Annotated in this window: 17 protein-coding genes and 1 riboswitch; of the genes, 9 read left to right on the forward strand and 8 right to left on the reverse strand. The window is 54.4% G+C overall.

The window, feature by feature from the left end:
• Positions 1-97: 97 nt before the first annotated feature.
• Both sdaA and ACU4F7_RS13610 read left to right on the forward strand, forming a co-directional pair.
• Positions 98-1462, forward strand: coding sequence for an L-serine ammonia-lyase (sdaA, locus tag ACU4F7_RS13605; protein ID WP_481637140.1), 1365 nt, complete (start codon positions 98-100; stop codon positions 1460-1462).
• Between the two features lie 125 nt (positions 1463-1587).
• Entirely contained in the window at positions 1588-3186 is a 1599-nt protein-coding gene (locus tag ACU4F7_RS13610) for an EAL domain-containing protein (protein WP_029591835.1), read from the forward strand.
• A 6-nt stretch (positions 3187-3192) separates the two neighbouring features.
• On the opposite strand, the gene yoaE is transcribed toward ACU4F7_RS13610, so the two are convergent.
• Positions 3193-4758, reverse strand: a complete 1566-nt coding sequence (gene yoaE / locus ACU4F7_RS13615) for a CNNM family cation transport protein YoaE (RefSeq protein WP_024555734.1) — start codon at positions 4756-4758, stop codon at positions 3193-3195.
• Positions 4759-5229: 471 nt separating this feature from the next.
• On the opposite strand from yoaE, the gene manX reads away from it, so the two are divergent.
• From manX to mntP, 5 genes are all read left to right on the forward strand, one after another.
• Positions 5230-6201, forward strand: coding sequence for a PTS mannose transporter subunit IIAB (manX, locus tag ACU4F7_RS13620; protein ID WP_481637141.1), 972 nt, complete (start codon positions 5230-5232; stop codon positions 6199-6201).
• Between the two features lie 70 nt (positions 6202-6271).
• Entirely contained in the window at positions 6272-7072 is an 801-nt protein-coding gene (locus ACU4F7_RS13625) for a PTS mannose/fructose/sorbose transporter subunit IIC (protein ID WP_024555736.1), read from the forward strand.
• Between the two features lie 12 nt (positions 7073-7084).
• On the forward strand, positions 7085-7936 hold the full coding sequence (locus tag ACU4F7_RS13630) for a PTS mannose transporter subunit IID (protein ID WP_024555737.1): 852 nt from the start codon (positions 7085-7087) through the stop codon (positions 7934-7936).
• Positions 7937-7993: 57 nt separating this feature from the next.
• Positions 7994-8452, forward strand: coding sequence for a DUF986 family protein (locus ACU4F7_RS13635; protein ID WP_481637142.1), 459 nt, complete (start codon positions 7994-7996; stop codon positions 8450-8452).
• Positions 8453-8650: 198 nt separating this feature from the next.
• Positions 8651-8751: riboswitch (yybP-ykoY riboswitch) on the forward strand.
• Positions 8752-8832: 81 nt separating this feature from the next.
• Positions 8833-9399 carry a manganese efflux pump MntP gene (gene mntP, locus ACU4F7_RS13640; RefSeq protein WP_481637143.1) on the forward strand — a complete coding sequence of 189 codons (567 nt, stop codon included), beginning with the start codon at positions 8833-8835 and terminating at the stop codon, positions 9397-9399.
• Here the strand turns inward: mntP and rlmA are convergent.
• The 6 genes from rlmA to mgrB form a co-directional block, all read right to left on the reverse strand.
• Positions 9396-10211 carry a 23S rRNA (guanine(745)-N(1))-methyltransferase gene (rlmA, locus tag ACU4F7_RS13645; RefSeq protein ID WP_029591839.1) on the reverse strand — a complete coding sequence of 272 codons (816 nt, stop codon included), beginning with the start codon at positions 10209-10211 and terminating at the stop codon, positions 9396-9398. The genes mntP and rlmA overlap by 4 nt on opposite strands.
• A gap of 169 nt (positions 10212-10380) precedes the next feature.
• Positions 10381-10590, reverse strand: a complete 210-nt coding sequence (gene cspE / locus ACU4F7_RS13650; RefSeq protein WP_001062678.1) for a transcription antiterminator/RNA stability regulator CspE — start codon at positions 10588-10590, stop codon at positions 10381-10383.
• Positions 10591-10630: 40 nt separating this feature from the next.
• Entirely contained in the window at positions 10631-10747 is a 117-nt protein-coding gene (locus ACU4F7_RS13655; protein WP_049293386.1) for a DUF2627 domain-containing protein, read from the reverse strand.
• Between the two features lie 523 nt (positions 10748-11270).
• On the reverse strand, positions 11271-12272 hold the full coding sequence (locus tag ACU4F7_RS13660; protein ID WP_481637144.1) for an MBL fold metallo-hydrolase: 1002 nt from the start codon (positions 12270-12272) through the stop codon (positions 11271-11273).
• Between the two features lie 21 nt (positions 12273-12293).
• Positions 12294-12578, reverse strand: coding sequence for a YebO family protein (locus ACU4F7_RS13665; protein WP_024561625.1), 285 nt, complete (start codon positions 12576-12578; stop codon positions 12294-12296).
• Between the two features lie 73 nt (positions 12579-12651).
• Entirely contained in the window at positions 12652-12795 is a 144-nt protein-coding gene (mgrB, locus tag ACU4F7_RS13670) for a PhoP/PhoQ regulatory lipoprotein MgrB (protein WP_024555743.1), read from the reverse strand.
• Between the two features lie 159 nt (positions 12796-12954).
• Between mgrB and ACU4F7_RS13675 the strand changes: the two genes are divergently transcribed.
• On the forward strand, positions 12955-13188 hold the full coding sequence (locus ACU4F7_RS13675; protein ID WP_481637145.1) for a YobH family protein: 234 nt from the start codon (positions 12955-12957) through the stop codon (positions 13186-13188).
• A gap of 33 nt (positions 13189-13221) precedes the next feature.
• Here the strand turns inward: ACU4F7_RS13675 and kdgR are convergent, their stop codons facing one another.
• Positions 13222-14013 (reverse strand): DNA-binding transcriptional regulator KdgR, encoded by a 792-nt coding sequence (gene kdgR, locus ACU4F7_RS13680; protein WP_024555745.1) that lies wholly within the window; start codon positions 14011-14013, stop codon positions 13222-13224.
• Positions 14014-14188: 175 nt separating this feature from the next.
• On the opposite strand from kdgR, the gene ACU4F7_RS13685 reads away from it, so the two are divergent.
• Positions 14189-15583 carry an MFS transporter gene (locus ACU4F7_RS13685; RefSeq protein WP_029591843.1) on the forward strand — a complete coding sequence of 465 codons (1395 nt, stop codon included), beginning with the start codon at positions 14189-14191 and terminating at the stop codon, positions 15581-15583.
• Positions 15584-15634: the final 51 nt, after the last annotated feature.

Genomic DNA, 15634 nt, shown 5'->3' on the forward strand with positions numbered 1-15634 from the left:
ATGTGAATAGTTAACAGCGCAGAACAATAACCTCTTACACTATGCGCAGTTTTCACATCGTCATTGACATCACAATGACCCTGTCAGGAGTTAAAGCGTGATTAGTATATTCGACATGTTTAAGGTGGGCATTGGTCCCTCCTCTTCCCATACCGTAGGGCCGATGAAGGCCGGGAAGCAGTTCGTCGATGATCTGGTCGAAAAAGGATTACTCGAAGACGTCACCCGCGTTGCGGTGGATGTCTACGGTTCACTGTCGCTGACCGGCAAAGGACACCATACCGATATCGCCATTATTATGGGCCTCGCGGGCAACGAGCCGGCGACGGTGGATATCGACGCCATTCCCGCCTTTATCCGCGACGTAGAAGCGCGCGGGCGCCTGCTGCTGGCGCTGGGGCGCCATGAAGTTGATTTTCCAAAAGACAACGGCATGCGTTTTCACAGCGATAACCTTTCGCTGCACGAAAACGGCATGCAGATCCACGCTTTTAACGGCGAAACGCTGCTTTACAGCAAAACGTACTACTCCATCGGCGGCGGTTTTATCGTTGACGAAGAGAATTTTGGTAAAGACGCCGCCAGGGAAGTGACCGTGCCGTATGCGTTTAATTCCGCAAAAGCGCTGCTGGCGCACTGCCGCGAAACGGGCCTTTCTCTTTCCGGTCTGGTGATGCAGAACGAACTGGCGCTGCACAGCAAGAAAGAGATTGAAGAGTACTTCGCAAACGTCTGGCAGACCATGCGCGCCTGTATCGATCGCGGCATGAATACCGAAGGCGTATTGCCAGGCCCTCTGCGCGTGCCGCGTCGCGCCTCTGCGCTGCGCCGTATGCTGGTCTCCAGCGATAAGCTTTCTAACGACCCGATGATCGTCGTTGACTGGGTGAACATGTTCGCGCTGGCGGTGAATGAAGAAAACGCGGCGGGCGGTCGCGTGGTGACTGCGCCGACCAACGGCGCATGCGGCATCGTCCCGGCGGTGCTGGCCTATTACGATCACTTTATCGAATCGGTTAGCCCCGATATCTACATCCGCTATTTCCTGGCGGCGGGCGCTATCGGCGCGCTTTATAAAATGAATGCGTCTATTTCAGGCGCGGAAGTGGGCTGCCAGGGCGAAGTGGGCGTCGCCTGCTCAATGGCGGCGGCGGGTCTCGCCGAGCTGCTGGGCGCAAGCCCGGAACAGGTTTGCGTAGCGGCGGAGATAGGCATGGAGCATAACCTGGGCCTGACCTGCGACCCGGTTGCCGGCCAGGTGCAGGTGCCGTGCATCGAGCGTAACGCCATTGCCTCCGTGAAGGCGATTAACGCCGCGCGCATGGCGATGCGCCGCACCAGCGAGCCGCGCGTCTCTCTCGATAAAGTTATCGAAACCATGTACGAAACCGGCAAAGACATGAACGCGAAATACCGCGAAACTTCGCGTGGCGGTTTAGCCATTAAAGTTCAGTGCGACTAATCAATCGAAGCGCCGCTCCCGCGGCGCTTTTTCTTTCCCTGCCAGTAAATCCTTCTGCACGATCCCCGCTACACTTGCTATGTTATTACTCACCTTTCGCCAGTAGCTTTAAGGGTTAATCAGGGATGCTCACTGCGCAGCGCATAGTCAAAACCTATCGCCGAAAAAGAATTATTGTCTGTCTTGCACTGGCAATTACAACGCTGCTGTTAACCACAGGGGTGCGTTACCTTACCGAACGTAACCGTAACGACCAGCGCGTTACGCTGTTTACCGCTCGTGCGGTGGCGACCGTCGAGAGCCTGCTCGAGCCGCTGGCAGCCGCACGCAGCGCGTTGTTCCCGCTGGTCGGTCAGCCTTGTGAAAACGTCGAAGGTCCGCTGCGCGTGGAAACCGCGCGATTGCAAACGCTGCGCGCCATCGTGCTGGTTAAGGACGGCGTTGTTTATTGTTCCAGTATCTTCGGCAGCCGTAACGAACTGCTGCGGCAGCTGCAACCGAAGCTGCCCTCCCCCTACCCGCAAATGCTGCTGACGCGCGACAACTCTTTGCTGAAAGGCAGTTCTGTAATGATTATCTGGACGCCGACATCGCCAGACGGCCAGGATGGCATTCTTCAGGCGCTGAATATCGAGCTGCTCGCCAGACTGATGCTCGAGCCCGCCCGCCCCTGGGTTGACCACGTGGTGTTGAACGTAGGCGATGTGCATCTGGAATATGGTAAAGGCGTGGTGCAAAGCCTGCCGGGCGAGCCGGGGCTTGAAACGCGAGAAGGCGTTTCCGGACGCTTTCCTTTTTCGGTCACGGTTATTGGCCCGCCTGGCGATCGCCTCGCGCTGAAGGCGCTTCCGGGTCAACTGCCGCTGGCGCTGATTTTAAGCCTGCTGATCGGCTATATCGCCTGGCTTGCCACAGCGGGCAGGATGAGCTTTTCCCATGAAATCAACCTTGGGCTCGCCGCCCGGGAATTTGAAATATATTGCCAGCCGCTGGTCAATGCGCGTAATCAGCAGTGCACCGGCGTTGAAATTCTGCTGCGCTGGAACAATCCGCGCCAGGGCTTTATCTCTCCGGATGTGTTTATTCCGCTGGCCGAACAGCAAAACCTTATCGCGCCGCTGACGCGCTATGTGCTGGCGGAAACGGCGAGTCAACTGCATTATTTTCCCGTTTCGCCGCACTTCCATATTGGCATTAACGTGGCGGCGAGCCATTTCCACCGCGGAAAAATCGTAGAGGATTTACAGCAATTCTGGTTTGCGCGTCAGCCTTCGCACCCGCTTTTCCTTGAACTGACCGAGCGGGACGCCCTGCCGGATGTGGACCACCGCGTAGTGCGGGATCTGCACGAGCTGGGCGTTAAGCTGGCGATTGATGATTTCGGCACCGGGCAAAGCTCCCTTGCTTACCTTGAGATGCTCCACCCCGACGTGCTGAAGATAGATAAAACCTTTACGGCTGCGATTGGCACAGACGCCGTGAATTCAACCGTCACCGATATCATTATCGCGCTGGGAAACCGGCTGCATATCGACCTGGTGGCTGAAGGGGTGGAAACGGCGGAACAGGCCGCCTATCTGCGCCGTCGGGGCGTTACCGCGCTGCAGGGTTATCTGTACGCCAAACCGATGCCGCTGCATGCCTTCCCGGCCTGGCTTGAGAATCATCCTGACGCTGAGAATAAAAAAAACGGCGCCGCTTTGGGGGCGGCGCCGTTGCGTTAGTTCGCGTTACTCTTCTTCATCGTGGTGCGGCGTCTCTTTTACTACCCGCACCATGTCCACGCGGTATTTGTTTGCTTCAACGATGGTGATGCGTAAAGGCGCCACTTCCAGTTCATCGCCCGGACGCGGGATCTGACCGTTTACCGCGATCACCAAACCGGCGACTGTCGCGATATCTTCTTCGTCATTCACCAGCGTATTGATTTCCAGGTGCTGCTGCAGCGCATGCAGGTCCGTGCTGCCTTTCACCAGCCAACCGTCATCGCCGTCGCGCGTGATTTCCGGCGTTTCGTCAGCATCCGGGAATTCACCGGCAATCGCCTCCAGCACATCCAGCGGCGTAACCAGCCCCTGAACAACGCCAAATTCGTTGTTAACGATAACGAAGCTGCCGCGGGCGCGACGCAGCACGCCAAGGAGGTTGATAGGATCCAGCGTTTCAGGCACGACGATAGCTGGCGTGGCCGACGCGATAGCGGCGACGTCGACACCCTCTTCCAGCGCAACCAGCAGCTCTTTAGCGCGAACCACGCCAATCAGCTCATCAAGCTCGCCCCGGCAAACCGGGAACAGGCTGTGCGGAGAAGAGAGCAGCTGTTCGCGAATTTCATCCACGCTGCGATCGGCATCCACCCAGCTAATTTCACCGCGCGGCGTCATGATGCTGCGCAGGGAGCGTGAAGCCAGCGTCAATACGCCGTTTATCATGTAGCGCTCTTCTTCAGCAAAGGCTTCGTCATGCACCGGCACTACCGCATTCGTATTCTCCGCCTGCGGCTGGGCGCTCTTCTGGCGGCGGTTGCCCATCAGGCGCAGAATGGCTTCTGCGGTGCGGGCGCGCAGCGGCAGACGAGACTGGTGCTTAATAAAGTTACGACGCGCGATCTGGTTAAAGAGCTCGATAATAATAGAGAAGCCGATAGCCGCGTAGAGGTAGCCCTTCGGAATATGAAAACCAAACCCTTCCGCCACCAGACTCAGGCCAATCATGAGCAGGAAGCTCAGACAGAGCACCACGACCGTCGGGTGCTGGTTCACAAAGTTAGTCAGCGGTTTCGACGCGAGCAGCATCACGCCCATCGCAATCACCACAGCCGCCATCATCACCGGCAGATGGTTAACCATGCCGACAGCGGTAATCACCGCATCCAGAGAGAAGACCGCGTCCAGCACCACAATTTGCAGCACGACCACCCAAAAGCTCGCGTAGCCTTTGCCATGCGTATCGTCATGCTGGCGGTTCTCCAGCCTTTCATGCAGCTCGGTGGTCGCTTTAAACAGCAGGAAAATACCCCCGAGCAGCATGATTAAATCACGCCCCGAGAAAGTGAAATCCCAGACGGTGAACAGCGGACGGGTGAGCGTTACCATCCACGAAATCAGCGACAACAGGCCCAGACGCATAACCAGAGCCAGCGAAAGACCGATGAGACGCGCTTTGTCTCGCTGCTTTGGCGGCAGTTTATCCGCAAGAATGGCGATAAAAACGAGGTTGTCGATGCCCAGAACGATTTCCAGCACAACCAGCGTTAATAAGCCCGCCCAGATAGAAGGGTCCATTAAGAATTCCATGCGTTGCTCCTGCTAAAGGAATGACTAAACGGCACCCCAAAAAATGTGGGCGCTAAAAGAGAATAAACAGAGGATAAATACGGAGAAACGCCAGGCTGGCGCAAGGCCGCGACGGGCCAAAAGGTGTTACGGCGTCGGTGACGGTCCATAGGGTGGGCTACTGCCCGCTACTCCTTAAGATTAAACAGAAAGCTACATTAACAAAGCCATTACGGCTTTGGCAAAGATTTACCAGAATTTGCAATTTTCCTGACACTTCTTTCGCCGATATTTTAGCGCATCGTGCGCGAGTGTGAGACATGCCTCAATAACAGAGCTTCGTCACATAAAATATTTTTTCACTGTCTAAAATAATTCGCGTAACAGATTCTTTTTATTAACAAACCCCTTTTTTTGAATTGGTTCGGTACGCCGAAACTCGTTCTTGATGCGCCCTGAACGGCGCGTTCGGACTCACAAAGGAGGTAGCAAGTGACTATTGCTATTGTCATAGGCACGCACGGCTGGGCTGCGGAACAACTGCTGAAAACCGCCGAAATGCTGTTAGGCGAGCAGGAAAACGTAGGCTGGATTGATTTTGTTCCCGGCGAAAATGCCGAAACGCTGATTGAGAAATATAACGCCCAGCTGGAAAAGCTGGATACCGCAAGTGGTGTGCTGTTTCTCGTCGATACCTGGGGCGGCAGCCCTTTCAACGCCGCCAGCCGTATTGTCGTCGATAAAGAGCATCATGAAGTTGTCGCTGGGGTCAACATCCCCATGCTGGTTGAAACCCTGATGGCACGTGATGACAACCCCACGTTTGATGAGCTGGTGGCGCTGGCGGTGGAAACCGGTCGCGAAGGCGTGAAGGCGCTGAAAGCGAAACCGGCGGAAAAGGCGGCTCCCGCGACGGTGGCGGCTCCCGCTCAGAAAACCGCCGCGCCAGCCAAACCAATGGGTCCGAACGATTATATGGTCATCGGCCTTGCCCGTATCGATGACCGTTTGATTCACGGCCAGGTGGCGACGCGCTGGACCAAAGAGACTAACGTTTCGCGCATTATTGTGGTCAGCGATGAAGTGGCCGCTGATACAGTGCGTAAGACGTTGTTGACGCAAGTCGCCCCGCCGGGGGTAACCGCGCATGTGGTGGACGTGGCGAAAATGATCCGCGTTTATAACAACCCCAAATATGCGCGCGAGCGCGTCATGCTGCTCTTCACTAACCCGACCGACGTGGAGCGTGTGGTCGAAGGCGGCATTAAGATCACCTCAGTTAACATCGGCGGCATGGCCTATCGCCAGGGCAAAACCCAGGTTAACAATGCCGTATCGGTGGATGAAAAAGATATTGAGGCCTTCCGGAAACTCAACGAACGCGGCATTGAGCTGGAAGTTCGTAAAGTCTCTAACGATCCCAAACTGAAAATGATGGATTTGATCAGCAAAGTAGCGCGCTGACGGCGGCGCCTTGCTGAAGGCGTTTTTACTCAGTTCACCTCTACGTTGTTAATGGCATAGGAGAAGTACAATGGAGATTACCACTCTTCAGATTGTGCTGGTGTTCATCGTCGCCTGTATTGCCGGTATGGAATCGGTGCTGGATGAATTTCAGTTCCACCGTCCCCTGGTAGCCTGTACGTTAGTCGGCGCCGTGCTGGGCGATATGAAAACCGGCATCATCATCGGCGGTACGCTGGAGATGATTGCTTTGGGCTGGATGAACATCGGCGCCGCCGTCGCGCCCGATGCGGCGCTGGCGTCAATTATTTCCGCCATCCTGGTTATTGCGGGCCATCAGAGCATTGGCGCAGGTATCGCCCTTGCTATTCCGCTCGCAGCGGCAGGCCAGGTGCTGACGATTATCGTACGTACGATCACCGTGGGCTTCCAGCACGCGGCAGACAGTGCGGCGGAGAAAGGCAATCTTACGGCGCTTTCCTGGATCCACGTCTCGTCCCTTTTCTTACAGGCGATGCGTATCGCTATCCCGGCGGTTATTGTGGCGATTTCTGTCGGCACCAGCGAAGTACAGAACATGCTCAACGCTATTCCGGAAGTGGTAACTGGCGGTCTTAACATCGCGGGCGGCATGATCGTCGTCGTCGGTTATGCGATGGTTATCAATATGATGCGCGCAGGCTACCTGATGCCATTCTTCTATCTCGGCTTTGTGACCGCAGCCTTTACTAACTTTAACCTGGTGGCGCTGGGCGTTATCGGCGCGGTAATGGCGGTGCTTTATATTCAGCTGAGCCCGAAATACAACCGTTCCGCAGCGGCCCCTGCGCAGGCTGCCGGTGCTAACGATCTTGATAACGAACTGGATTAACAGGTGAGCGAAATGGTTGATATGACAAAAACAACAGGCGAGAAAAAACTCACTCCTGGCGATGTTCGCAGCGTATTCCTTCGCTCTAACCTCTTCCAGGGTTCATGGAACTTCGAACGCATGCAGGCGCTCGGCTTCTGTTTCTCCATGGTGCCGGTCATCAGACGGCTCTATCCGGAAAACAATGAAGCGCGCCGTCAGGCTATCAAACGCCATCTGGAGTTTTTTAACACGCATCCTTATGTCGCCGCTCCCGTGCTTGGCGTGACGCTCGCCATGGAAGAGCAGCGCGCCAACGGCGCCGAAATTGACGATGGCGCCATTAACGGGATCAAAGTAGGTTTGATGGGGCCGCTCGCAGGTGTCGGCGACCCGATTTTCTGGGGAACCGTGCGTCCGGTATTCGCGGCGCTCGGCGCGGGCATCGCAATGAGCGGCAGCCTGCTTGGGCCGTTGCTGTTCTTCGTGTTCTTTAACCTTATCCGCCTTGCCACCCGCTATTACGGCGTGGCCTATGGCTACCGCAAGGGGGTGGATATTGTTAAAGATATGGGCGGCGGCTTTCTGCAAAAATTGACGGAGGGGGCGTCGATACTGGGTCTGTTTGTTATGGGGGCGCTGGTTAACAAGTGGACCCACGTCAACATTCCGCTGGTGGTCTCGCGCATCACTGACCAGACGGGCGCTGAAAAAGTCACGACGGTGCAGACTATCCTCGACCAGCTGATGCCGGGCCTGGTACCGCTGCTGCTGACCTTCGCCTGTATGTGGCTGCTGCGCAGAAAAGTTAACCCGCTGTGGATAATCGTGGGCTTCTTCGTTATCGGCATCGCCGGCTACGCGGTTGGTTTGCTGGGTCAATAATTAGTATTTATGCAGCCGGGGGCTTTCCGCTCCCGGCTTTTTTATGACGGAGAAAGTATGACGCTTACGGATGGAGTTTTACTGCTGTGCATCCTCCTCCTGCTTGGCTGGGCTATTTATGATGAATGGATACTGGATAAACGCTACGGCAAGACGCTGCTGGCGGTCCCTTTGTTGAGGCGTGGCCGTGTCGACAGCCTGATTTTTGTCGGTCTGACAGCCATTCTTATCTATCAAAACGTTACGCAACGGGGGACGACCCTGACGCTCTGGTTATTGTGCGCGCTGGCGTTGGTCGTTATTTATCTTTTCTGGATCCGCATTCCAAAAATCCGCTTTAAAGCGCAGGGCTTTTTCTTTGCTGGCGCCTGGATAAAATATAACCGCATTAAAGTTATGAATTTATCCGAAGACGGCGTACTGGTAATGGAATTAGAACAACGCCGATTGCTTATCCGCGTGAGAAATATAGACGACCTGGAGAGGATTTCTCACTTTCTTCTTAAAAGTCAATAGGATGAATATATAGCAACGGCTATCTTTGGCGTTTAAAAAATAAACTGCAATATAGCCATTGCTATATTCCTGCCCGCTTTAATTTATCAACATTGCGCAACAGCGCATTCACAATGAGATAAATGAAACGCGTTATCGCTCGTGAATTAAAATAATAATCTCGTTTGTTGTCTCGCAACGCTTAATTATGTTAAGGTTGCGCCCGTCGTTGGGGAGTAGCCGATTTCTGTAAAAGGAAATGTACGCGTCAACATACTCGTTGAAAAACGTGGCGCGTACGGACTGACAGCCCGTCAGTCAGGCGAGACCATAGGCACGCTAACTGCTGATTACTGGGGGCAGTGCGCGTGTATATGGAGAACCCCGGTCAGGACGTTGTGATGAATCTTTCCGCCACCCTACTTCTCGCCTTCGGTATGTCGATGGATGCGTTCGCCGCCTCCATTGGTAAAGGCGCTACGCTGCATAAACCCCGTTTTACCGAAGCGCTACGCACAGGTCTTATTTTTGGCGTTATAGAAGCGATCACCCCGCTGGTCGGCTGGGCGCTTGGACAAGTCGCTACCCATTTCGTGATGGAGTGGAACCACTGGGTCGCCTTTGTGCTGCTTGTCTTCCTCGGCGCGCGAATGATTATTGAAGGGGTACGCGGCTGTGGAGAAGATGACATGGCGCCGCTGCGTCGCCACAGCTTCTGGCTACTCGTCACCACGGCATTCGCCACCAGCCTCGATGCCATGGCGGTAGGCGTAGGTCTCGCTTTCCTGCAGGTCAATATTCTCTATACCGCGCTCGCTATTGGCAGCGCTACGCTCATTATGTCCACGCTCGGCATGATGCTCGGCCGTTTTATCGGCCCGCTGCTTGGCAAACGGGCCGAAATTTTAGGCGGGCTGGTGTTGATTGGCATCGGGTGCCAGATCCTCTGGAGCCACTTCGTCGGTTAAGCCTCACGAACCCAGACGCGCAGACAAAAATCGGTTTCACAATGAAAGACGTCCTGCCGACGCAGCTGTTCCCCCACTTCCGGACGCGCGCGCCAGGCAAATGGCGTCATCTGTAAGAGCGCGGCGGCCTCGTTGCCCGTAAGCGTCATCGGATAGCCCAGTTCGCTCTGCTGAAGGCGACGAAAACCCGGCAGCGTTTCGTTATCCGTCTCGTGCAGCAGCACATTCTCATAAATCAATCCCTTGAGCTGAACCAGATGCCGCGGTCCCGGCGCTACGGTTATCACCACTCCGCCTGTCTTAACGACCCGCGCCAGTTCCCCGGCTTTGCAGGGCGCGTAAATACGAATAACCGCATCCAGAGAGGCGTCGGCAAAAGGCAAACGATGGCTGGAGGCAACGCAAAACTGCGCCTGTGGATAGCGTTTCGCCGCAAAGCGGATGGCCGTTTTGGAGACATCAAGGCCAAACGCCTGCGCTCCTCTGGCGGCGGCAATGTCTGCAAACCAGCCCGTGTAGTACCCTTCCCCGCAGCCGATATCCAGCACCGCTTCGGCCTGCTCCGGCAGCGCTTTGCTCAGCGCCTCACCGACCGCCTGGCGCAGCGCGTCGTAATGGCCAGCCTCCAGAAAAGCGCGGCGCGCCAGCATCATTTCCGCACTATCGCCTGGATCTTTAGACCGCTTATGCTGAACTGGCAGCAGGTTGACATACCCTTCTTTCGCCTTGTCAAACTGATGCCCGTGCGGGCAACGATAGCTTTTCGCTTCCGCCTTCAACGGGGCGTGACAAAGCGGGCAAATAAAAGACATAACGACTCCGGCGCAACTGAAAGGCCGAAAGTGTAGCGCGATTTAGTACGTGGGGAAACGCTGGAAAAACGGTGACAGAACAGCGGCAGGAAAACAAAAGCCCCGCAAAAGCGAGGCTTTAGACTCTGACTTGTGCGCGCCAGGCAACACAAGGTCAGCGCTTATGCGATCAGATAGCAGTTACGTTAACTGCTGCCGGACCTTTCTGGCCGTCCTGAATTTCGAACTCAACGTTCTGACCTTCAGCCAGAGTTTTGAAGCCGTTACCCTGGATTGCAGAGAAATGTACGAATACATCTTTGCTGCCGTCTGCCGGGGTAATGAAACCAAAACCTTTAGACTCGTTGAACCACTTAACTTGACCTTTAATCTTTGCCATTTTGCAAATTCCTTAAGAGTATTTTCATCGCCCGCAGGCATTACTGAGATAAAACTGAGACATTACTGCATGAGGCACTAAAATAAGGTTCGGCAGAGAAGCGGTATTCAACGACAACGTGTTTACTCAGGACTTCTTTACTGAAAATGCCACACATAAACAGAACTGTACCTCGTTTGACCCACAAGTTGTTATCACATACAACGTAAATAATGGCAAGCCATTTTTAAACGTGTCTCGATCTAACGCACATATTCAGAGTCAGCCAACAAAGCGTCTGGTTGAAACGCCAGTTATCGTAGCTAACACTCTGCCGCTTAACGTTTTTCGTTTCGCTGCGAGTTATGCCCGTCGAGGACTTTTTTACCATAGCTCAATAGCTTCGGTTCGTCCAGACGACTAAGAACATTCTTAAACGCAAAAAAGCATATGGTTATAATTTTTATCTTTTCTTTAATAAAAAATACTGATATCCGTTATTACCTGAAAGGCTGGTTACGTATCCAGCGGCAGATTAAGGTGTACAAAAGAATAAGGGCTGTACAATTTTAATAATATAGTGCACCAAAATAATGACGATTTAATGACGCTGCATCAAAACGAGGCGGCTTCGCGCTTCGAATATAAGTTATGCCCGCCGTAAAGCATGAATTTATTATGCGTGAGCACCTATTTAATAATTAATGCTTATTGCCACGCAAGGATAAATATTGACCGATTTTAAGAGGGAAAAACGTTTCGCTCTTTTCTTGCTGCTTTTCAAGCTCAGCCAGCAACTCTCGCGGCGGCGCGTCAAGCGACTCATCGGTAAGTTCAAATACCCCCCAGTGAATAGGAACGCTCAGCGGCCGGCCTAACTGCTGCCACAGGCGCACCGCATTTTCCGGATCCATATGGTGAGGCCACATAAACCAGCGTGGCGCATAAGCGCCGATAGGAATAGCCGCGGCATCCAACGGGCCGAGGCGCTCAGGAATTTGCAACAACTCTGGCATATAGCCCGTATCGCCGCTAAACCAAAAGCGCAGCGTGCTGCTTTGCGCAACCCAGCCGCACCACAGAGTGCGATCCCGGTCCCATAACGTTCGCATGCTCCAGTGCTGCGCCGGCACACAGGTTACCGTCAGCCCTTGCCAGTTCACACTCTGCCACCAGTCCAGCTCCGTTACTTTTTTTATACCAAGGCGGGCGAACCAGCGCCCCAGCCCCAACGGCACAAAAAACTGGACTTGCGGAAACCGCCGGTGAAGCTGACGCACCGTGGCGCGATCGAGATGGTCGTAATGGTTATGAGAAATAAAGATGGCGTCGAGCGCGGCAAGCTCGGACGGTCGCAGCGCCAGCGGCGTTTTGCGCAATGGCCCGTAAAATTTCAGCGGCGACGCACGCCTGGAAAAAACCGGATCGGTAAGAATGTAGAGCCCGTTAATGCGCAGCAATAAAGAGGCATGGCCAAGCCACCACATCCCATCCTCTTCGCCCTTGATTTCCGCTCTTTGCCACCACTGTTGCAGGAACGCGTCATAACCACCCTGCGGTGGATGCGGAAGCCCCTGGGCTTTCCGCTCTTTCTGCCAGCGCTCGACGTCGCCCGGCTGATGGCCGACAGGCGAAAGGTTACGAAAACCTTCAGGCGAGTGGTGAGGTTGGGCAGGATTAAACCAGGGATTGCGCCAGGCCATAGCTTCTCCGCCAGTGTAGGTTTAACGCTCGGCCACCAGACGGACAAAATCATCAGCGGGCGGCTGTGGTTTTTCCGCAGACTCCGCCGCAGCGGCATCCGGCTCGTTGGCTTCGCAAAGACGCCGCAGCAGGGCGTTTTGCCGTTTTTGCTGATCGAGCAGCGCTTCAAGCAGTTCAATTTGCTCGTTGGCTCTGACGCTTGCCCGGTTAACAAAGAACCAGACTATCAGCCCAACGAGCGTAACCAGCAGAGAAAGAGCAAGCGCAGCGATATTCAATGCGCCGGAGTTCATTAATTCGTTCATGTTGCTACCTCAGAAAGACGGGCCATTCTACCACTGCCCGCAGCCAAGGAAATCATTTCCGAAAAAAATGCGCTTACCAGGGAATAAACTTGTTAATCGTGCAGATACCGCTGAAAAACTGAACATCCTGATCGCACATTACATTCAACATCTGCGTCCATAGCAATAAACAGGCCACCAGCACGGCCAGCAAAATAGCCCACCTGAATTTTTTCACTACCCTCTCCGCTTTTGTGCATCACCAGGGCAGCTTACCCCATGCACCTTAAACCAAAGGTCACTGTATCCTTAAGTGGTTAATTTAGGAATCATCGACTTGTTACGCAACGTAAAGGCCTGCAGGCTCAATAAAAAACAACGATATAAGGAGAAAAGGATGCGGACAATAGTAAGACTTGCTGGCGTCCTGGCGTTAGCCTGGCTGGCTCTTTTATTCAGCGGATATGGGGTAATCATTTCCAGTACGGAAAACGCAGCGGGTATGGGGCTTGAGTGTCGCTATCTGACTGCCCGCGATGTCGTTACCCGGCAGTTTATTCATACCGACAGCGGCGTAATCGGCGTGACCGCCTGCCCGCTGCTGCATAAAGCGGAAAAGGTCGTGGATTAAAGAACAAGCCGCAGACAGGCTGCGGCGTGTTTCTCAGAACGGATAGCTGTTGTAGCCCATTTGCTCAGAGATTTTGCGAGCGGCGTTATGCAGGATTTCTACATACTCGTGCAGACGCTCTTCAGAAAAACGCAGCGTCGGGAAGGAGATGCTGAGGCCTGCAATGACCACGCCAAAACGGTCGAATACCGGTACGGCAATGCAGCGCAGCCCTTCTTCCTGCTCTTCATTATCTTCGCCATACCCCTGCTCACGCACTTTATCCAGTACAGTCAGCAGTTCATCGGTACTGGTAATCGTGCGGGCCGTGCTGCGGGTGTATTCAACGCCGGAGAGGATCTGCTTTACCTCATCCCGGTCGCGCCAGGCGAGCAATACTTTACCAATCGCCGTACTGTAAAGCGGATTACGGCGGCCAATGCGCGAATACATGCGCAGGTTATACATAGAGTCGATTTTATGGATGTAAACGATGCTGTCTTCATCCAGCGCGCCCAGGTGAATCGTCTCTTTGGTAAGACGCGAAAGTTCACGCATCTGAATATCCGCGCTGCGGATAAGATCGACATTCTGTAAAGCGCGCGCGCCCAGCTCAAACAGTTTTAACGTCAGAGAATATTTTTCCGACTCGCCTTCCTGGGCAACATAACCCAACGATTTCATGGTCTGCAAAAAGCGGTAAACGGTGCTTTTCGACATCATGACGCGTTGCGACAACTCGGTGATACCAATTTCACGTTCTTCGCCCAGAGCCTGAAGAATGCCAAAGACCTTCAGAACCGAAGAGACGGAGTCCGGTTGTTTATCCAAATCTGCGATTGCCATTGATCACCTCAGATCGCATTTGTTTTATAAAAATCAGAACCGGTTTTTATTATAATTTCGCGCCACTTGTGCCGCAATGAATCTCTGCCCGTTGGTTACAAATCTGCGACATAAAACCGAAATAAAGTATGTCAAACTCTTCTTTTCCATCACTATTACAGAGACGCATCGAATTATGGTGTCAAAAAAACCGCTCACTGCGGGTAAACCGGTAGCGGAGGGGCTGCCTTTGCCGCAACGTTACGGGGCGATTTTAACCATCGCTATCGGGATCATGATGGCCGTGCTTGACGGCGCTATCGCGAATGTCGCGCTGCCAACCATTGCCCAGGATCTGCATGCTTCGGCGGCGAGCAGCATCTGGATAGTCAACGCTTACCAGATAGCCATCGTCATTTCACTGCTCTCGCTCTCTTTCCTCGGGGATATGATTGGCTACCGGCGGATTTATCAGTGGGGTCTGGTGTTGTTCACGTTGACCTCGCTGTTTTGCGCCCTGTCGCACAGTCTGGAGATGCTGACCTTCGCCCGCGTGTTACAAGGTTTTGGCGGCGCGGCGCTGATGAGCGTGAACACCGCGCTGATTCGTCTTATTTATCCCGCGCGGCATCTGGGCCGGGGCATGGGCATCAACTCCTTTATTGTTGCAGTCTCCTCTGCGGCAGGCCCAACGATTGCTGCGGCTATCCTCTCTGTAACCAACTGGCAATGGCTATTTTTGATCAACGTTCCGCTTGGGCTAGTGGCGCTGGTGCTGGCGTTACGCTTTTTGCCGCCAAATCCGCAGAAAGCCATGCAGCAACGCTTTGATTTGCCAAGCGCAGTGATGAATGCGCTGACTTTCGGCTTGCTTATTACCGCGCTTGGCGGTTTCGCTCAGGGGCAACCGCGAAGCTGGGTGCTTGCTGAACTGGCGGCGCTGCTGGTCGTCGGCGTTGTTTTTGTACGCCGTCAGTTGCGTCTGCCCGTACCGTTATTACCCATTGACCTGTTGCGTATTCCGCTTTTTTCGCTCTCTATTGGCACCTCCGTGTGCTCTTTTTGCGCCCAAATGCTGGCAATGGTCTCGCTGCCCTTCTTTCTACAAACGGTGTTGGGGCGCTCAGAGGTGGAGACGGGGTTACTGCTGACGCCATGGCCGCTCGCCACGATGGTGATGGCGCCGCTGGCCGGGCATTTAATTGAACGAGTGCATGCGGGCCTGCTTGGCGCCGCTGGGCTTGCGATAATGGCCTGCGGGCTTTTCGCGTTGGCGCTGCTGCCACAAAACCCAACCGATGCCGATATTATCTGGCGTATGGTGTTGTGCGGCGCGGGTTTTGGGCTTTTTCAGTCGCCTAACAACCACACGATTATCTCTTCAGCCCCACGCCAGCGCAGCGGCGGGGCCAGCGGCATGCTGGGTACGGCGCGCCTGCTTGGGCAGAGCAGCGGCGCGGCGCTGGTGGCGCTGATGTTTAATCAGTTCGCTGGCGCGGGCACTCACGCTTCATTGCTGCTCGCAGGCGGGCTGGCGACGCTCGCCGCGATAATCAGCGGGCTTCGCATTACTCAGCCGCGCGTTGCATAAAAAAAGCGTGCCCGAGGCACGCTTTTTCATTCACAGCGGCGGCAATACCGT

It is taken from the genome of Franconibacter pulveris, assembly GCF_056780215.1.